The 20,164-nt window shown below is 41.2% G+C and carries 16 protein-coding genes and 1 pseudogene; 5 read left to right on the top strand and 12 right to left on the bottom strand.

What is annotated here, in order from left to right; translation table 11 throughout:
* Window positions 1–71: 71 nt before the first annotated feature.
* Together ACUYLD_RS18240 and ACUYLD_RS18235 are read right to left on the bottom strand one after the other, a co-directional pair.
* A pseudogene (locus ACUYLD_RS18240) lies at window positions 72–365 on the bottom strand (N-6 DNA methylase); the annotation flags it as partial.
* Between the two features lie 382 nt (window positions 366–747).
* Entirely contained in the window at window positions 748–1,236 is a 489-nt protein-coding gene (locus tag ACUYLD_RS18235; RefSeq protein WP_446675667.1) for a hypothetical protein, read from the bottom strand.
* 251 nt (window positions 1,237–1,487) lie between these two features.
* On the opposite strand from ACUYLD_RS18235, the gene ACUYLD_RS18230 reads away from it, so the two are divergent.
* Window positions 1,488–2,468 carry a ParM/StbA family protein gene (locus ACUYLD_RS18230; RefSeq protein ID WP_446675666.1) on the top strand — a complete coding sequence of 327 codons (981 nt, stop codon included), beginning with the start codon at window positions 1,488–1,490 and terminating at the stop codon, window positions 2,466–2,468.
* Window positions 2,455–2,733 (top strand): hypothetical protein, encoded by a 279-nt coding sequence (locus ACUYLD_RS18225; RefSeq protein WP_446675665.1) that lies wholly within the window; start codon window positions 2,455–2,457, stop codon window positions 2,731–2,733. The genes ACUYLD_RS18230 and ACUYLD_RS18225 overlap by 14 nt, the downstream gene beginning before the upstream one ends.
* A gap of 794 nt (window positions 2,734–3,527) precedes the next feature.
* Here ACUYLD_RS18225 and ACUYLD_RS18220 read toward each other — a convergent pair.
* The 5 genes from ACUYLD_RS18220 to ACUYLD_RS18200 form a co-directional block, all read right to left on the bottom strand.
* Window positions 3,528–4,253, bottom strand: a complete 726-nt coding sequence (locus tag ACUYLD_RS18220) for a M48 family metallopeptidase (protein ID WP_446675664.1) — start codon at window positions 4,251–4,253, stop codon at window positions 3,528–3,530.
* Window positions 4,254–4,265: 12 nt separating this feature from the next.
* A complete protein-coding gene (locus ACUYLD_RS18215; protein WP_446675663.1) occupies window positions 4,266–7,358 on the bottom strand; it encodes a type I restriction endonuclease subunit R in 3,093 nt (1,030 codons plus the stop codon).
* A gap of 42 nt (window positions 7,359–7,400) precedes the next feature.
* A complete protein-coding gene (locus tag ACUYLD_RS18210; RefSeq protein WP_446675662.1) occupies window positions 7,401–8,639 on the bottom strand; it encodes a restriction endonuclease subunit S in 1,239 nt (412 codons plus the stop codon).
* 8 nt (window positions 8,640–8,647) lie between these two features.
* Entirely contained in the window at window positions 8,648–10,177 is a 1,530-nt protein-coding gene (locus ACUYLD_RS18205) for a type I restriction-modification system subunit M (protein ID WP_446675661.1), read from the bottom strand.
* Between the two features lie 106 nt (window positions 10,178–10,283).
* Complete coding sequence (locus ACUYLD_RS18200) at window positions 10,284–12,260, bottom strand: N-6 DNA methylase (protein WP_446675660.1); 1,977 nt, start codon at window positions 12,258–12,260, stop codon at window positions 10,284–10,286.
* A 305-nt stretch (window positions 12,261–12,565) separates the two neighbouring features.
* Between ACUYLD_RS18200 and ACUYLD_RS18195 the strand changes: the two genes are divergently transcribed.
* Together ACUYLD_RS18195 and ACUYLD_RS18190 are read left to right on the top strand one after the other, a co-directional pair.
* Window positions 12,566–12,781, top strand: coding sequence for a hypothetical protein (locus tag ACUYLD_RS18195; RefSeq protein ID WP_446675659.1), 216 nt, complete (start codon window positions 12,566–12,568; stop codon window positions 12,779–12,781).
* Window positions 12,782–12,960: 179 nt separating this feature from the next.
* The gene (locus ACUYLD_RS18190; RefSeq protein ID WP_446675658.1) at window positions 12,961–13,263 is read left to right on the top strand and encodes a hypothetical protein; all 303 of its coding nucleotides are present in this window, start codon (window positions 12,961–12,963) and stop codon (window positions 13,261–13,263) included.
* 990 nt (window positions 13,264–14,253) lie between these two features.
* Here the strand turns inward: ACUYLD_RS18190 and rlmD are convergent.
* The 4 genes from rlmD to ACUYLD_RS18170 all read right to left on the bottom strand — a co-directional run bounded on the left by rlmD (window position 14,254) and on the right by ACUYLD_RS18170 (window position 18,404).
* Entirely contained in the window at window positions 14,254–16,062 is a 1,809-nt protein-coding gene (gene rlmD, locus ACUYLD_RS18185; RefSeq protein WP_446675657.1) for a 23S rRNA (uracil(1939)-C(5))-methyltransferase RlmD, read from the bottom strand.
* Between the two features lie 208 nt (window positions 16,063–16,270).
* Window positions 16,271–17,152, bottom strand: a complete 882-nt coding sequence (locus ACUYLD_RS18180; protein WP_013308843.1) for a diacylglycerol kinase — start codon at window positions 17,150–17,152, stop codon at window positions 16,271–16,273.
* Window positions 17,153–17,325: 173 nt separating this feature from the next.
* Window positions 17,326–18,114, bottom strand: a complete 789-nt coding sequence (locus tag ACUYLD_RS18175) for a sirohydrochlorin chelatase (protein WP_081112480.1) — start codon at window positions 18,112–18,114, stop codon at window positions 17,326–17,328.
* Window positions 18,114–18,404 carry a YerC/YecD family TrpR-related protein gene (locus ACUYLD_RS18170; protein WP_007428885.1) on the bottom strand — a complete coding sequence of 97 codons (291 nt, stop codon included), beginning with the start codon at window positions 18,402–18,404 and terminating at the stop codon, window positions 18,114–18,116. The genes ACUYLD_RS18175 and ACUYLD_RS18170 overlap by 1 nt, the downstream gene beginning before the upstream one ends.
* Window positions 18,405–18,632: 228 nt before the next feature.
* Between ACUYLD_RS18170 and ACUYLD_RS18165 the strand changes: the two genes are divergently transcribed.
* Window positions 18,633–19,148 (top strand): hypothetical protein, encoded by a 516-nt coding sequence (locus ACUYLD_RS18165; protein WP_061830840.1) that lies wholly within the window; start codon window positions 18,633–18,635, stop codon window positions 19,146–19,148.
* A gap of 6 nt (window positions 19,149–19,154) precedes the next feature.
* Here ACUYLD_RS18165 and corA read toward each other — a convergent pair whose 3' ends face one another.
* Window positions 19,155–20,114: a magnesium/cobalt transporter CorA gene (gene corA / locus ACUYLD_RS18160; RefSeq protein ID WP_250259358.1), complete on the bottom strand. Its 960-nt coding sequence runs from the start codon at window positions 20,112–20,114 to the stop codon at window positions 19,155–19,157.
* Between the last annotated feature and the right edge of the window lie 50 nt (window positions 20,115–20,164).

Genomic DNA, 20,164 nt, shown 5'->3' with positions numbered 1-20,164 from the left:
TACGCCATTCCCAAGCGAATGGCTTAAAAAAAGAGCCGAGGAATAATATCCTTGACCCTTTTCGTCAATTTCTACACATGAATACCCAAAATTTTCAGCTGTTCATTGATTTTGGCTTCAAGTTCCGCGATTTCTTGTTTATCTTGCTCTAATAGCTTATTTACTTCATCAAGGTCAATGACTTGTTCTTCTTCAAACGTATCCACGTAGCGAGGAATATTTAAGTTAAACTCGTTTTTTTTGATTTCTTCAAGTGATGCCACATGAGCATATTTATCAACAGGTATACGACTTCGGTAAGTTTCGATAATTTTATTGATATTTTTATCAGTAAGTTTGTTTTGATTTTTACCTTTTTCAAACGCCAATACGCCTCAACTATTAGTCTTTTTGTTCAGAACAAATAAACCCCTGCTAAAAAATAGCCCTGAAACCCGCATTCCACCGTTGTCCAAATAAATAAACTCATGCTACAAAACAGTCTTTTTCTCAATTTTTATCTCCACATTTTATATCACAACTTTATTAAAATCTGAATAAAGTCATGTTAGAAAAACATGGGAAAGGCTTGATGGATCTGGCTTTTACCAGTTCTCCACATCTCTTTCCCCATTTTATCACGTCTTTATTCGATTTTTTAGCACAGGTTTATTATGAACATCAGGGATTTATTAGTGTTCTACATAGTAGGGATATAGATTTGGGGAAATAGGATTTTATAAGACTTCGCACACAGAAGCCACAAAGTTATTGGGATACTAATTGAGATAATTCAGTCTTCATAATATTTTTTAATTTTTCTTTCTCTTGTTTCATTTCCTCTCTAACATTAGAAACACCAAGTATTTTCTCATATGAAGCCCCAGCTATATCCACGCCCTCAAGGTATTCCCACGATTTATTAAGAACCTTTCTTGCTTGCTCAGAAACGGATTCTGAGAGATATAATTCGTTGAAAATTAAAGTATCGTTCGCATCAGACCAAATTTCATAAGCTGAATTGATTTTTATTCTCCTTCTAACCGAATTAATTCGCATGACGGCATCTACATTTGGCTCATCTTCGACCCAAAGATCCATTATTTCTTGCATATCTTTTTTTGTTACACCTTCCATCTCTAAATAAGATCTAACATCGTCCTTATTCACATTCTCTAATGACAAGTCCCTATACTTACCGTGGAGAGATAAAATAGCCCCATATGCAATTCCAGGTTTTAGTTTAGTTAAGCTCAATCCACGTGAAGAAGAATACGTAAAATTTTGAAAGACGATTGCTCTCAGAATACCTTTGGAGGAACTGTTTAAGCCTATAATTTAGGTTATGTATCCCGAAAATTGAATTAACATCCCCCCCTTATTCCCCACTTTTTTGTAAGTCCGACATCATCGCCCAGCGTCTGACAAGAATATGCGAACATGTCCGATTAATTCGCCCCATACCTGCATAGAATCTATAAAACTATCAAACAAAGGGGACAAGTAACATGCACAACACATTTCTTATTGCCGTGGATAGCGGCAAGAGCACTACCAAGGGAATTATGAGAGAAGGAGCAATTCAAAAGATTAAATTCCAGACCAAGATTGAGGAAGTCAGCAACTTGGGAGCTGAACTAACGCCTGGGTCATTTCATGTCGATTTCGAAGGAAAGTGTTATCTCGTAGGCAATATGCTGGACGAAAGCAAAATGGATTATAACCTGAGCAAACGAACGGATACACATCGAATATGCATCTACCTCGCAATCGCCCAATTGCTTAAAAGATCCAAACAAAACATTGTCCTAAGCAAAATCACATTGGCGATTAATATCTCAATCAGCTTGTACAAGAATGAAAAGCAAAAATCAGAGTTCAGCGAGTTCTTACGAAACAATGGTGAAACCATCAATATCATTGTGAACAACAAGTCGTTCCTTTTCCGAATCGAACACATCCACCTTTTGCCTGAAGGAATTGGTCCGATCTACTGCGACCTAAATTTATATCGTAAGAAAAGGGTAGTGATCTTTGATATCGGCTTACTTAACGTAAATATCCAAGAATTTAATAACCTGATTCCTGCTTTCAACAAAATGATCACTGCCGATTTAGGAGTGAATATTCTCAGAAGTAAAGTTGCCGACAAGCTCTCAACACAATTTGGAATGACAGTAACCGACGCAGATGTGGAAGCGATATATCGAGACAAATATCTGATAATAAATGGGAAAAAGATGGAGGAGAGTAAACAAATCGTTGATCAATTGTTGGCTAACCATGTAAAGGAAATATTCAACTTTGCTCTCAGTCGGAAGGTGAGTTTTTCTAATACTGAGATCATATTTGTATGTGGCGGTTCTCTCTTACTAAAAGAGTATCTCATCAAGGAATTTCCCACCGCCGCGTTTCCAGAAGATGCACAAATGTCAAATGCATTGAGTTTTCTTACGATATTGGAGGCGAAGCATCGTGGGCAATCGTAACCGTTTATCTATATCATTTAAAAAGGAGCATCAGCATATTTATGACCATTTGCAAGAAGTCTCAAACAAAAGTGATTTCATCGCTAAAGCGTTGGAGATGTACATTCGCAGCGGCGGGCAGTCATCCATATCAAACGAAGACATCAGGAACACGGTACTGCAAATCTTACGAGAGAAGAACATTTTTCCTCAAACCTTATCCTACTCTCCTCCAGAAAACCTGATTTCAGAAGAAGATGTCGATCTATTATCACAACTATTCTAAAATCAAATTTTTAAAGCGAAAAGTACCGAAGAATTGCCCAAAATGGACGGATAATACGGTACTTTCTTTTGTTTTTCCTTATTTCGCACTGGTCATTGACTAAAAGCTGTTTCATGAAGGAAATAATGGTGTTTATCATAAAATAACGTTTTTTGCCCGAAAGCCTACCTTCTATTGACCTGACAACTCGGTATACAGCTCATTCATGTATAAACGGGGTTCCGAATTCCTCCCTAATTATATTAGGACACTTGTTCTTTTTGAAAGAAAGAGAGAATGTCTCTTGGAACCCGAATGGTATTATCCACACCTTCAAGCTTGTCCGCCCGACCAGACAATAAGCTCTCAAACCATGCTTACCCTTTTCACTTTTAATAGTAATTCGGTATGAATCTCTTACATAGTCGAAATCAAGACAATCTCTGGCATCTGAAAGAGATATTAATGCTATTTCACTTCCTTTAAACTCTTTCTTTCCGCAGATCAGAGCGAAATAACAACTTTTGTTGGTTTCTGTAAATTTACGAATCATTTCGATCTCGTCTTACACAAATACAAATTGCCATAATTGAATATCCTTATTCTGCCTTGCCAAATGGTTCAGAAGCATACTTCGAATAAACCATGTAGTCTCCTGTGTTCGCAGTTATATTGTATAACCGCCGATTCTCTGCCTGTTCAATGATAGCTGGAGCAAATCCACTATTAATTAGTCCAGATAGTGATGCACCATAATAAAAATCAGCCTTACATAACCCCCCATGTTAAACCTCCCCATTCTTTATAGCTCTGCCTTATAGCTCTCTAACAATTTCGTCATCTAATATTGCCTTTCTTTTCTCCCAATCAGGCATTAATGAAAAGAGCATGTTATAAAAGCTGTCTTTGTGATCATTGTATTTAAAATGAATTAATTCGTGTAACACAACATAATCAATACATTGCTTAGGCGCTTTAATTAGCTCAGCATTAAGCAAAATTGTATTCAAATCAATAAGTGCAGAACCCCACCTTGCCTTCATTACTCGAAGGTCAATTTTTGGTCTTTGTATTCCATACTTTTTTATCAGTGGGTACTGCTTGTTTAATGAATCTTCGAAAATTTTTGTTGCTTTCACTCGATACCAATCATCCATCAGCTTGGCTTTTCGAGTGTAATTATTCGGGTCTTTAACCATGAGAATAATAAAGCCGCGGTAATACTTAACCCTCTCCTCTTCAGAAGTGATTTCTACTCGCAAACGATATTGCTTACCTAAATACTTAAAGGATTCGCCACTGACATACTCCCGTTCACTTTGTTTGTACGGCTGAACGTTTTCAAAGGTCTTAACGTTTTTTAGAATCCATCCGCCTTTACTCTTTACAAAATCATAAATAAAACTGAGTGGAACTTTCTCAGAAGCAGATACCATAATCGTCATATCAGGCTTAATATTGAGATTCACATTCTTAACATTTTTTCGTTCAAGTAAAAACTCGATAGTTCGATCGGCATGCACAATCTGATGTTTTTCCATGTTGTCACTACCTTAATATCGGCGTAAGGCCACTGTCTTTATTTGCTCAATAATTTTATCCACTTGATCAAAACTCAACTTTACATTGTTCTCCTTAGTATAATCAAAGAGGAGATCATCCAATTCCTGTGCGATCCGATTGTGGACTTCCAAGTTATCATGCCAGTCTACCTTGGTGTGAGCTCCAATAATGTACTCCATTTTTATTGCTAAATCGGCTAATGATTCTTCATCTGTCATCTGCTCTTTCATGATGTCTTTCGTCACACCGTAGAAAGCCTGGGCATTGGCATTTTTCTTAATACTATCAGGATAATTTTCAACAGGCTCCCCTTGTTGGTATTCCTTCTTTAGATCATTCATTCTTTGTAAATACTCAGCCTCGGAAATACGTTGTTGCTTATAAGCATCAATTGCTTCTCTTATCCGTTCCGAAAATTTCTTATAATAAGCAGGATTCTCGTCCCATTTGGTATTGACGCTTTTTGTCAGGCGTGTACGAATCGCATCTGCCTTCGCCCGCTTTGATTCTAACCGATCCAGCTCCTCTTCAAATGCTTTTTCATTGAGAATATCCACTGGATTAGTGATACGGATGACCTCTTCTGCAGAAATATAATGATCCATAAGCTTCTGCATTTTCGCTTCATATTCTTTATGATCAATAGTATCGGAATAGCGTAGCTTTACGGCTTTACGAAGTTCTTGGAAAAACTTTAGATCCTTTTTATACTTTGTTAATTCCTCAGAAGGCAGAGCATTATAGATTTTCTCAGACTCTAATGCAATACCAAGGTTTTTACCAAACTGAGAGAGGACACCGTAGAATTCTTCCCTACGCTCTTCATCCTCCAGCCATACTTCATACTCTTCTGCATCCTTTTTATTTTTAATGGGAGCAAAAATTTGAAGTAGGTCAGAGTGGTACTGCCTCAGAGAACCAATAACACTGATCACATCGTAAATGGCTCCTTGCAAGTCCTTCGGGTCAAAGTTTTCAAGACCTGCACCTGAATACATTTCCAGTGCTTGATCGAGTCGATCCAGTAACCCTCTGTAATCGATAATGAACCCATAGTCTTTTCCGTCATACAAGCGATTGACCCTGGCGATTGCCTGTAACAAAGTATGCTCTTTCATTGGCTTATCAATGTACAAAACAGTCGCCCGCGGCGCATCGAAACCTGTAAGAAGTTTATCAACAACAATTAATAACTCAATCTCATCACCATCGATGAAATCCTCTTTTATTGCATCTTCATAAGATTCTTCGTCGCCATAACGATTCATCATGCGATTCCAGAAATTGATCACTTTATCTCTTGATACCTCATCAACAGCTTCATGTCCTTCTCGCTGATCAGGAGGAGATATAACAACTGCGCAGTTAAGGTCGCCAAGTTCTTCGAAAGCCTCTAAATATCGGATAGCTTCAATCTTGCTATTAGTTGCAAGCATGGCTTTGAACTGACTTCCCTGTGTCTTATAGTTATCCAAAAAGTGCTGATTTATATCAAATGCAACCATGCTAATCCGTTGATTCGATGAGGCAATCCGCTCGAACTGACTCCACTTTTTCATGACCTCATCTTTTTGCTTTTCATTCAAATTACGAGTAATCATCTCAAGACGGGTATCAATTGCTTTTTGATTAACGGTTTGATCAACCATTTTCCCTTCATAAAGAAGGGGAACAATCGCCTTGTCTCTTACCCCGTCTGCAATAGTGTAGGTATGAATCAACTTACCGAACTTAATCATGGTGCTTTTTTCTTTCTTCATTAGCGGCGTACCTGTAAAGCCCAAATAACAGGCATTAGGAAACACCTTTTTCATTTTAATGTGATGCTCGCCGTACTGTGACCGATGGGATTCATCAACTAAGATAAAGATATCCTTGGATTCAACAGGCTTTTGCTTGACTGAGGCGCCATCGAACTTATGAACCAAGGTTGTCACAATGTCGACGTTGTTATCGTTAATAAGCTCCACCAAATGTGAGCCCGTTCTTGCCCTGCTTGCTTTTAACCTGGTGTGCTTAAATGTCTTATGTATTTGTTTATCCAGCTCAACCCTATCTGTAACGACTATTACTTTAGGATTAACCTCGTTCATCTCGGATAAAATATACTTCGCCAGCAATACCATCGTCAAACTCTTACCTGAACCCTGAGTATGCCATATGACACCAGATTGACGGTTGCCATTTTCGTCGTATTCCTGAATGGTATTAATAATTTCCTTTATTGCAAAGTATTGCTGATATCGAGTAATCTTTTTAACATCCTTATCGAACAAGGTAAAGAAATGGGTTAGTTCCAGCAACCGTTCAGGATGAAACAATGAGATAATATTTTTGTCTTGCATAGTTGGCAAACGATTGTTAACTATTTTATCCAATAATGCTTGCAACCATTCTTCTTTCTCTTCTTTCCAGACTGACCAGAACTTCTTTGGTGTGTTACATGTTGCATACTTCGTCTCATTTTTGTTAGTTGACATGACGATTTGAACATATTTAAAGAGCTGAGGGGCATAATCCTTCCCCTGGTTTCGGATCATTTGACTAATACCTTGCTCCATAGAGATGGATGCCTTCTTACATTCAATGACTGCAAGCGGAATTCCGTTAACGAACAAGACAACATCTGGACGCACCGTACCTCGCCCGTCCATTCGCTCAACAGTAAATTCCTCGACTACGTGAAAGACATTGTTCTCAAAGTTATCCCAATCGATATATTGAATCGTGAAGGACTTCTTAGAGCCGTCGGGCAGGAATTCTGGATAACTCCTTCCCAACATCAACGTCTCGAAGATCTTTTCATTTGTTTTTACAAGTCCATCAGTCAATGGTTCATCTAAATCCCGAATCGCTTGCTGAATATTGTTCTGGCTGAACTTATACGTAACACCCTTGTATTCATATGAGTTGAACTCTTTCAACTTTGCTTCTAATACCGTTTTAATTAAAACTTCATAGAGACTGCCACGCATTGATTCAGCTTGCTCAGGAGTAAGAATTTTATAATTCAGCCCTCGCAAGACCTCAAGTGCAGGCTGTTGGCTAATAAAACGCTCATCATAGCTATTTGGTCGTTCCACATTCACACCTCCAAGTCAGGGATTAGAAGAATAGGGCAAAGGTTAGACCTTTACCCACACTTTTCCTGTTAATAAGAGTTGCATGAGTCCCTGTTTTTGTTTAATAATTTCATGCAGATCTCGCTCTAATAATCCAATCTCATCTTCACACAGTTTGAAAACTTTTGCTATCACTTTTTGTTCTTCTTTTGATGGAACAAATATTTTTAAATCTGTGACATCCTTACTATTAACCGAATCAAATGTACTGCCTTGTGAGATTCTTACCCAGAGGTCCTCTTTGAATTGCATTTGGTAATATAAATAGTCTTGATCTATAGTCCCCCTGATTGCACAGACCCCTCTTCCTATGCAAGCTTTATGTAGTGATCGGGAGATAAATCCAACAGGTGCACGGACCGTCATTATAATATCTCCAATCTCACAAAGTTTGCTTGGTTGAGATGTCCATAATCTTGGGAAAGTCACCCTATTTTTACAATCCGCATTACCCTGTATTAAAGGATATCCCTCTTTTAAATCATTATAGCTCTCAGAAGGTGGGGATTGCCCCATTATTACTTTAGCAATACTTCCTAATGGTAATTCGTCCCATTCGCCTTTAAACCCTGGCAACCTGATCTTCCCCGTCAACAATTTCTGCATTAACCCTTTTTTCTGCTCTTTTTTCTGCTCGATTAGCTTTTCTTTTAGTTCAATTGCTTTGTCCCAGGTAGAGAGAATATTAGCTATTTTTTTCTGTTCATGAATGCTTTTAGGGATCATGACCTTGAGTTTTTGTTGGGCTAATATTCCGATATAATTCCTTGTAGCACCTTTTCCAATAACGTCTAATTGGTTTTGAAAATATTCAGATTGGAACATGAATTTTAAAAATATATTATTCAATCTTTCCTTATCTCTTACTCGGTAGTATGTCACTTGAGGAGTTAACATAACATACTCGCTCTCAATACTTGGTACTAATGCAACATTCCCCACTGTTCCCTTATGAGTAAGTAAGATATCCCCCTCATTAGCGAATCCTTTTTGTAAATTATCAGCGGTTTTTTTTGAGATGAACTTACAGTTAGTTAAATCAATTTTATCATCTTGCACATCAGAGGCCAATAAAAACGGTATTCCGCTCTCTACGTAATCTTTTGCAGTTGGATGTATATTTCCATGGTTACCATCCATCGGTTTATATAGGATACCTTTTTCGATCAGATCCTCTATTGTTACATGATACCAGCTATCCTTCTTGTATTCTGTTTCATTGCGAAAAGTTATAGTTTTCATGATAGCACCTACAATCCAAGCTCTTTAAGGTATTTTCCCAACTGATCCTCTACCTCTCGAAGCTCCTGTTTAATACTCACGATATTCTCTTTTACTTGTTCCAAATCAACCTGTTCTTCTTCCTCATAGGTATCAACATAACGTGGGATATTCAGATTAAAATCATTTTCTTTAATCTCATCTATTGTGGCAACATACGAATATCTTTCAAAGGATTCATACTTCTCATAAGTCTCTACAATTTTTTGAAGATCTTCTTCCCGCAATTTGTTCTGATTCTTCCCCTTCTCATAGTTGCCTTCACCTGAAGCATCAATGAAGAGTATATCCTTACGCTTGCGAACTTTCTTAAATACCATAATACATGCTGGAATGCTCGTACCAAAGAACAAGCCTTCTGGCAAACCAATTACAGCATCCAGCAAGTTCATCTCTATAATTTGCTGGCGTATCTTTCCTTCACTTGACCCACGGAATAAAACACCATGAGGAAGAATAGTCGCCATCCGACCATTTTCTGCTAACGAATACAGCATATGTTGCATAAATGCATAGTCACCCTTTGAAGTCGGCGGTACACCCCACTCAAATCGTCTATGTTGGTCCAGACTTGCTTCCATTTTGAACTTCTCATCTGTATTTCCTTCACCAGCGAAGCCTATTGCCCATTTATCGAGAGAAAAGGGCGGATTGGCTACGATTGCCTGGAACTTCATCAGCTTGCCATTTTCCAAGTGAAGTGGGTTGGATAACGTGTCGCCCCACTCAATCTTTGCATCATCAATACCATGCAAGTACATATTCATGAGTGCCAACGAATGTGTTTGTCCATTTCGTTCTTGTCCATAGATAGCAACTTTTTTATTTGGCACTTGATTGGCAACCTTAATCAGCAGTGAACCTGATCCACAAGTTGGGTCGTAAATGCGGTCATTTTCTTGTGGTTTTACCAGCCGAGCAAGCAATTCTGACACCATCGATGGCGTAAAAAATTCTCCGCCTTTCTTTCCTGCATCCGAAGCAAAACGTTCGATCATAAATTGATAAGCATCGCCAATTACATCTTCGCTACCCACAACGGATGGCTTCAAGGTAAGTTTATTGAAATCTTCCAATAATGCACGAAGCATTGCATTTCTTTCTTTCGCCTTACCAAGCGTTGCTTCGCTGTTGAAATCGATATTACGGAATACGTCTCTCAGTTTTCCTGTATTCTCATTCTCCAACCGTTCCAATGCCTTATTAATGATTTCGCCAATTTCAGGATCTGTCCGCTTACTATATAAATAATCAAAAGTAGATAGTTCATCTAATACGAAACGCTCCCTGGATAATGCACGCTCTATGCGTTGTTGATCACCATCGTAGCGGAGTGTATATTCTTCTACATGCTCTTTGTATGCATCACTCAAATATTTGATAAACAGCATCGTAAGGATGTAATCCTTATAGGTACTAGAGTCAATTTTCCCTCGGAATGTATCCGCCGCTTGCCATAAAACTGCATTTATTTGTTGAGAAGTAACTTGCTCACTCATCTTTGTTCCTCCTGCGTACTAAATTCATCTTTGTATACTTCCTGTATCTCAATTATACATGATAGGAAGGGGAGAGCTACGCATCCCCTCTAATCAATTATCGACATTAATCCAACTTCACGTAAGAATCAGAGATTCCCATGATGCTGTAACCATCATTGTAGTTTTGCTCCTTCTTCTTTCTCGCGTGTTCGACCACAGTCTTGTATTCCTCATCCGATTGAAGTAACAATAGTGTGACTTCGCGTTGCTTTTCAATTGTGAGTTTAGGTAACTTAATCGAAGCTACATCCTTATGGCTCAGTACAGTAACGGTTGTACCACGCTGATAGGCTTGTAAGTAATACTGTCCAATTGGGCTTTCCAAAAATGCCTTGATAAAATTCGAGTCGTTTTGCATTGGATTTGATACTCGAATTCGAAGAAAATTCTGAGAAAACACCAATGACTTCTCTTTAACATCTTCTGCTGTTACCACAGTCATTTTAAGCGTAGTTCCTCTACTGGATAGCAATAAATCCCCAGGTTTAAGCTCATATTCTCGTGCTTTTTTGGGACTCAACGTGATTCCCTTTAGTCCATCTGGTATGATTCTTCCTTCCTGCACATCAACGAGATTCACCAAGTAATGAGTGGCATCCGTATCATCCGTATCATCCTTTGTGGGATTAAGTCCCCTATCAACCTCTGTGATATCCCCCAATGTTATTTTCGGAAGATCTGATTCCTCATATTTCTTGCGATTAATGCTTGTCTTACCGATCTTGGTTTCTACCTCTGCCTTTTCGAAGTACCTCAAAGGAAGCAAACTCCAGTCATTCGATGAAATTTCAGTAACAGGCACGCTTCTGCTGTATCCCTCAACTTGTAAATGACTCCGATACACGCTTACAATAGTTTCAATATCAGAATCTCGAAGTTCATTCTGATTTCGCATTGCCTTCCTAAATCCTTCTTCTGCGCTGATAAACAATATCTGATCTCTTACTACATCAGGTTTGTTCTTATTGATAATTAAGACAGCGACGGGAATACCTGTACCAATAAAAAGGTTGGATGGTAATCCAATTACCGCCTCAATCAAACCTTCTTGGATTAGGTTTGCACGAATTTTCGCTTCAGAAGCCCCCCTTTGAAGAACCCCATGAGGAACCACTATAACTGCCTTACCGTCTTTCTTGAGGGAGGCAACACTGTGGAGTACAAATGCCATATCTCCATAAGCCCGACTCGGTAGACCGTACCGAAAACGTCCGTATATATCTTTCTCAGCTTCCTCGTAACCCCAATTGCTCACTCCAAATGGTGGCGAAGTGAGGATCCCATCAAACTTCAATAAATGTCCATCTTCTTCCTTCCATTGGGGAGAGGTGATTGTATTGCCGATCTTCACATCAGCTATTTCAGGATACATACCATGTATGATTAGATTCATTATGCCTAACGCACGAGTTTGAGCATTGATTTCTTGACCAGAAAGTTTAACATCCCCATGGTTCAACCGAGCATATTTGTTAGCCTCGATTAAGAAACCGTTTAACCCCGATGCCTGATCGCATATGGATCCACTCGTCTTATCAAGAAGGCGCGGTAGAAGTGTGGCAATACCTTTTGGGCTGCTCCCCTCTCCTCCCTGAGCACCTTCCCGTGAAAGGAAGGCCTCTAATAAACCGTCTAAGTATCTGGTTACTGAACCTGTTAATGGATCTGGGTCATCGTATAGGCCACGATTGTAGGATTGACGATTTAAGACAGTTTCGGCAACCTTATACATACCCATATTATCCCAAAATTTACTATAGTCGCTTAAAGTGAATACATGTTTTAATGATGGATTCAATCTCTCCAGTTCTTGAAGGGCAATAGATAGCCTTTTCCCGAAGTCCAATCCATTAGAAGTCAGCTTCTCCCAGGATTGATTCTTAGGAATATTGAAGCCATGATCCGTGTTCTCACACAGGAGCTTATAAGTTAGTATCGGTTGCAAGTTAACCCGAATCTCACTGTTCTGCATCTTTCCTCTCAAGATATCGCTGATAATCCAAGCGTCTTTCTCTGGCTCGTTTAAGAATATTTTTTTCATCTAAAGCACACCCTTTCGAATTAGTAGTTACTTTTAATATGTATTGACAATACCTTTTTCCAACAGCTTTACTGGTGTTGTCATTTCCTTGTTTCCTATGATAACTCATCTAAACTCGTTTTTAAAGTGTATTAACAATATTCTTTTTTTATATTTTTAATTCTTTTAATAATCCTGAACAATACTTTGAAATGTATAAGCTCTTCTGCATAAAAACGTAAGTGTTTGCCCAAAGACAAGACCTATTCATCAGTTACGTTTATAACGCCATTATAGAGCAAAAAGGTACGGAGTTAAATCTCGGGTTGAATTACAATAAAGAAAAGTATGGAAATGGACTTCTCAAAGGGCTTGAAGTTAAAAAGAACTCACTGGGTCTTTACTTGAGCTTAATCAATTTAACGGGTAATATCGATGCTGAATCAGATGAGGATCTGAACTTAACTATTGATAAATTCGAGAAAGAAGGAGTTTCATTCAAAGTTGCGCTCGATACCATTTCAGAGAGACGGGCAGTTTGAAGAAGATTTGCTATTCGCAATCTATGAAGCAGGAGATGTGGATCGACTTCTATTCCAACTCGGAGAAATTTTAAAAGTATGTCCAACGTTAAGGGTGAATAGTCATCACATGTGAGCATATCGCTCTTTTTAAAAGAGCGGTGTGTTTATTTTTCTAACAGAGAAAGAGGGGATAACAGATGAGCTTAGAAACTGTTCTAATCATAATTTTTTGTGCCCCTATCGTAATCGGCCTTCTCGAAAGAATTTTTTCGGGAGGTTCGATAACACCCATACCATTTACTCCAGTAGAAATAATTAATCATGAAAAAGAAAGAAAAATGGAACACGCGCTCGAAAATGGGAGGTTTAAAGCCATATTGATTCGAATTGCCAATGAGGTTGGGAGTCGACACTTAAAGCTCATAACCGAAGAAGATCGGGCTGTCATGCAACAAGCCGCCTTTCCCGAATATATTAAACCGAAGAAACTTTTTTCTTAGAAATGAGGAGCAGTATGGCATTCTGAAGGATGAAATGGCTGGTATATACGCTGGCCTTCTTTTTTTATCCGATGAAATACTCAAGTTATGCTATAATTACGACACCAAAGTATTCCATACTTGATATGTAACATGCACTCTATCTCTACCTTATTAATCATATCCCCGCAATTACAAGCTGATCTTTCGAAAAATTGATCCCTGCGTGCTGGATTAACAGCTTCAACCCATAAAAATCACCATGATCTCAAGTAGTCTTTCATATTCATTAATTGTTGCCTTTATCTTTTATGATAACATCTTGAAGTATATGAAACAATCCCTCAATTAACTCGTGAGGTCTGTATGTTTAACTTTGATCATACTGATTTTTGAAACTTTCAAAAACCCAATTCTCCAGAATTATCCTTAAAGGAGAAATTGCTTATCAAACTATCAAGATTCCATAAATACAATAATTTTGTTTATTCGTATTTTATTCAATAGATAGTGATCTTTATAGGTATAAAACAAGTTAAATATTCCGAAAAGTCTTCTTTTCTCCATTAATGCAAACATGAAGTAGTAAAAAGTAGCAGAGGAAAGACAGGAGTGAGTACCAGGATTTACCTCGGCTCGTAACATGACTTTTTATACTATGACACGCCTGTTTAAGCTTTGAGATGACTTTGATTGCTTTCAACACGAGTACAATCAGGATAAAATCTAAAATCATCTGCTTTTAAAATCAATTCCTCAGAAAGTTGCTTTTATCACGCAATCCATCCTAATAAACTCATGCTACAAAACAGTCTTTTTCTCAATTTTTATCTCCACATTTTATATCACAACTTTATTAAAATCTGAATAAAGTCATGTTAGAAAAACAGGGGAAAGGCTTGATGGACCTGTTTTTTTCCAGTTCTCCATTCATCCCTTCCCCCATTTTATCACGTCTTTATTCGATTTTTAGCACAGGTTTATTATGAATATCAGGGGTTTATTAGTGTTCTACACTTTTCTGACCAACAGTGAGCAGCACTCCACATGCACCGTATGTGGGAACATATCTACAGGCTGCACTTCCACAGTACTATACCCGCCATCCTCCAATATCCTTAAATCCCGTGCCAATGTGCTTGGATTACACGATACATACACCACGCGCTCTGGCTTCATCTCCAGAATGGTGTCGAGCAGGCGTGGATCACAGCCTTTACGGGGCGGATCGACGACGATAACGTCGGCGGTGATGCCTTGCTCTTTCCACGCAGGAATGACGTCCTCGGACGCGCCTACCTCAAATTTCACATTGCGCATTTCGTTCAACAGCGCATTACTCCGTGCATCGTCGATGGCTTCTTTTACGATCTCGACCCCATACACCTGGTCCGCATGCTGAGCGAGGAACAAAGAAATCGTGCCGATGCCGCAATACGCATCAATTACCGTTTCTTTGCCCGTGAGCCCGGCATATTCGACGGTTTTGCTATACAGCACTTCTGTTTGTACGGGATTCACCTGATAAAAGGATCTTGGGGAAATCGCAAACTGTACGTTTCCAATGTAGTCGTAGATCACGTCACGACCCCACAGTACACGAGTCTCGTCGCCAAAAATAACGTTCGTTCGCTTCGTATTCACGTTCTGGCATATGCTTGCCACGTGTGGGATATGCTCACGGATACTGCCGATCCACGCATCTGCATGCGGAATATCTCGCCCATTCGTCACGAGCACCAGCATCATTTCACCCGTGCGAAAAGCGGTCTTTACAACGACATGACGCAGCAGCCCGCGTCCGGTTTCTTCATTATATGCACTGATGCCCAGCATTCGGCCAATCTCTTTCACACGTGCGACAACTTCGTCATTACGCTCATCCTGAATGAGACAGGTGTTCATATCCACAATTCGATGGCTGCCACGTGCGTAGAAACCGCCGACAAGCCCACCCTCGGTGGCACCGATCGGCACCTGGGCTTTGTTGCGGTATCGCCAAGGCTCACTCATACCGAGTGTAGGATGCACGACTACGCCATGTACACGCGACATGCTGTCGGCATTTCCATCCGCATTCATGGCCGAATCAGAAGTCGAGAATGTATCGGCCTCACCATCTGTATCTGCAGAAGTAGCCAAAACCTGTGCAGTATGCTCACTGGGCTCTGTAGCCACACTCAGCTTCCCGATACGCTCCAGCACATCCACCACATGCTGGCGTTTCCAGCTGAGTTGCGCTTCGTAGCTCATATGCTGGATCTGACAACCGCCGCATTGGTCGTAGATGGCGCACGGAGCTGCAATCCGGTCAGGGCTAGCCTGCGCGATATCTAGCAGCTTGGCATAGCCATACTGCTTTTTCGTTTTTAACACCTTTACTCGAACCTTTTCACCCGGTAATGCACCTGGAACGAACAGCGTAAAACCCTCGACACGTCCTACACCCTCGCCATCGTGGTTCATGCCGATGATGTCTATCACGGCCTCATCGTTCTTTTGTACAGGCAGATCGCTACGCTCTACACTAGACCGGTTACGATTGGAAGCTTCCTGACCCCGTCCACCTCTGGAAGAGCGACGAGAATCTTGTCCGTTCTTTCTCTTCTTCCGATCCGAATCATTCATATTTTCATTCACATTTCCATTTTTATGTTTAATTTCGTCTTGAAGCAGCCCATTTCCAGCTCTAACTCGAGACTGTTCCGGTTCTCTTTCTCTTGTCGCCTGCATAGTCTTTTTGTGCTGATTTCCTTGAACAGGAGTTGCTGTTGCTGCATTCCGGCGGCTTTTTCCACGTCCGCTACGGTTATTCGTCATGGTTGTCACTTCTTTCTGATCTTCTTTTTATGCGATATTTTCTTTCGGACGTCTAATTAGAATGGTCATCTAAACATACAAACATCAACTCGAAAATGCCGTTACTCCCCACGGAGAACGGCAAGAACCAATATGTTCACAAAAACAACTACCTACTCTGCATTCCATATACTATATTGCGTTGCCTCCCGGAAGCAGAAGTATTTCCTCACCGGAAAACATTCAAATGATGCGGTAAATTCCGAAAAGTCGCTGGCAAAGTGCCCCCCAGTTCGCCATCCAGATTAAGCTGGACATAGCCGGGTGAGGTCACTTCCATGTAATCTGTTTTGAAATAAACAATCTTCTTGTCCTGCAAATGCTCACCACGCAGCGCAAGTGTTACCAATCGGATCATTTCCGCCAGATTGCATTTCCGTACAGCGATGACGTCGAGCAGTCCATCATCTATTGTCGCCCCAGGAGCAAGCTTTTCAAACCCGCCCACCGAATTCGTATTCGCAATCAGGAAGAGCATAAACTCGTCGTGAATCACTTCCTGACCCGATGCCTTGATGATCAGCTCCTGTGGAGCAAGGCTGACCATCTTCTCCATACCTTTAAAATAATACGCCAACTGGCCAATCATCGTTTTTAGCTTGCTCGGAACTTCATACGTAAGCTCGGTTAAAGTCCCCCCGCCTGCAATGTTGATAAAGTAGCGGTCGTTCGCTTTTCCGATATCCAGCGGCTTCGGATTTTGACGAATCACGAGGTCGCAATAATCCTCCCAGTGCTTGGGGATGCCCAGTGCCCTGGCGAAATCATTCGTCGTCCCCAGAGGAAACACACCTAGGGGCGGGCGGTTTTCTCTTTCAGCCATCCCGTTAATGACCTCATACAATGTACCGTCGCCACCAGCGGCGATAATCATGTCATACCCACGCTCAATGGCCTCTATTGCGGCACGCGTTGCGTCCCCTTCACCCGTAGTTGCATGGCAAGAGGCTTCAATACCCCCTTCATCTAGGCGCTGCAAAACATCCGCAAGACGACGCTTCATTTCCTCACGCCCAGAGGTCGGATTATAGATTAATCTAGCTCTTTTCATTCCGTTACGCCACCCGTATATTTAATGATATTTATATTCACATAGCAGTTCATCACATTCAGTCTGTACAAAATATCATCATACTGGAAAAAGACCTCTTTTACAATAAAAGAAGCCAGACTTTGCCCAAATAAGGAAATTTAAGGCTAAGATGACGCTATAGCCGAACCAGACTACCTATGACTTGACCTTGCTTGCTTCTGCACACTTTGCAATAATTCACGAATTTGTCTATCCATCCAGCTTGTGAGCAAAGGATGCGGTAATAAAGGGTCTCCTGAATAACGGTATTCGAGTCCCTGCAAGCGTTTAGGAATCATACGACTTGTAAAATATCCCGAACTCAAAAATAGCGGTGCCACAATAACATCATGACCCCGCTCCTGATTCCAATACGCTGCCTTGTCGTACACACTCTCGGGGTTTAGCAAAGCGTGGTCCGTGATGATACCGCTCACGCTTTGCACCGTACGGGCCAACGAAGAAATCCCCTGCTCCCAGCGCTGAAAAAAGCCGTTGTGCACACTGCCGTGACCTACGAGTAAAATAACCTCTCTCGCAGGGTCGGCTGATAGCGGGCGAACCTTGTCCCATACCATGCGGGCAACATCTTCTCCGTCATCCAGCGGGCTGCCAAAATGCACTTGCGCCTTCAGTCGAAACGGCTCCAAATCTGTTTCTTTGTCCGGCGCATCTTTGACACCCAGCGCATAGCTAATCTCATCTACATGCGTACTGCCTGATGACACAAACAAAGGTATAACCAATATATCTGTTACACCCAAGGCTTCCAGACGGTCAATACCATTTTGAATCAATCTTCCTTTAACCGTTTCCAAAAATGAAACCTCTATCGGCATTTCTTCCGACAAATGAAGCTTCGCAACTGCCTGATCCACCTGTTCCACCCAATATGGCTCCCTAGAGCCATGGCTGATTACCAGTATCCCAGGGCTCCGCATTAGCGTCCCAGACGTTCCAGAGTCATTTTGTACCCGTCATTACCATAGTTCAGACAACGTTTAACACGTGAAATGGTAGCTGTACTGGCCCCCGTCTCTGCTTCAATCTGATTATATGTGCTGCCTTTGCCTAGCATACGGGCAACCTCTAGACGTTGGGAGAGGGATTGAATTTCATTAATCGTGCACAGATCATCAAAAAATACATAGCACTCTTCCAAATTTTTAAGAGTTAAAATAGCTTCGAACAATTGATCAATACTTTTATCATTAAGCTTTTTAAGCTGCATGGATTATCATCTCCCAAGGTTACGATCTCTCCTCATTGTACCCGAGGAATAGTCGGTTTTTCAAGCATTAACGGTTTCACGCATTACAGAACAACATTACATGACCATAGAAACGTACCGTACGAATGCCCAAATCCGCTTTTATACCTGATTTCGGGGCACGCGCCTAAACCCACTGTGCGTTTGTAACATACAGTAGAGTATCAACCTGCAAAGGAATGTGATCTCATGCCTGGACACTACTATCATCGGAGGCCGCTACAGCGCTCCCTTTCCGATCCGTATAGTTCATCTCCTTATCCCGGACTCGATCCATACAACGAGGTTCCGCAAGCCGGTTCTTCCGGGCTGGTTCCTTACGAGGCGCCAGCGAGTATTACGGATTCTGCCGTAGTCACACCAGACCCGGTTCCAGCCAAAGGAGGACTGCTTGGGGGTCTTGGCAACCTCGGTAATCTTAACGAAATCAAAGGCTTCATTGACCGTATGGGCGGTATTGATGGAATTGTTGCTACGGTCGGCAAGGTGCAAAAGGTTATGTCTAGTGTGCAGCAATTTGCTCCAATGGCGAAGCTGATTATGGGCTCGCTCCCAGCATTCGGCAAATCCGCGAGCAAAAATTCTGCCACAGATATCACCGAGGAATTGGATGAATACACACCACCACGCCCACGCCGGAAAAAGACACAGCGCAAAAGCACCACTACCCCGCGTAGACGTCCGCGCAAGCGCAAAAGAAAGTAGACTATACTATTTGAACCAGCCTCGGCGCATAAACCAGACCACCATTGCAACACTCAACAAAAACATGAAGAACAGTACGCCAAAATATCCATATTTCCAGCCCAACTCGGGCATATTCGAAAAATTCATACCATAAATTCCTGCAATCAGCGTCAAGGGCATAAAGACGGTCGTAATTACGGTCAGCGTCTTCATAATTGAATTCATGCGATTGGAATTGAGCGATATATAACTGTCCCTCAGGTCGGCTGTCATCTCGCGGTCGGCCTCCAGCATGTCTGTCAGCTTCAATAAATGATCATATATATCGGTAAAATAAGCCATATGATCTCCTTGGCCCTGCACATGCTGCGAATTCAAAACTCGGTACATCAGATCACGCATGGGTACGATGGTACGGCGTAGCTTGAGCAGCCTGCCACGCAGGTCAAACACCTGCTTCATTAATTCCTCTACGGATTCGCGACCGCCCAAGCCCTCCAGCTCGGCCAATTCATCCTCAATCATAAAAAGGCTCGGAAAATAGTTATCTACCAGCTTGTCCATCACCGTGTAGGCTGCAGACAGCGGCCCTCGCGACCATATTTTACGTTCATTCGCATGCTGGACAATCCGCTCCCAGGCTTGATCCAGCTCCTCTAACTCATGATGGTGATATGTAACCAAAAAACGACTGCTAATAAACATATCCACTTCTTCCGCAGCTAACGTATCTACATCAAGCGCATGCACGACCAGAAACTGCACATCCTCGTAATAATCCAATTTGGGACGTTGCAGAACATGCATACAATCCTCCACAGCCAATGGATGAAAATGAAAATAACTCGTCAGCAGCTCCGTCTCTCGATCTGTAGGCTCGCTAAAATCTACCCACATCCATATGTAATCCTCCATGACGATCTGATCCAATGGTTTTCCCACTGTTACCTGATGATCATGACCTATAGTCAATGTACGTATCACCGTACGTCCCCCTCGCTTACACTTCGCGTCTGTTATGTTATTTATATTTT

This window comes from Paenibacillus sp. SER-28 (assembly GCF_052906305.1).
Note: the sequence above shows the minus strand (reverse complement) of the source record. Positions and strands in the feature narration are given on the sequence as shown.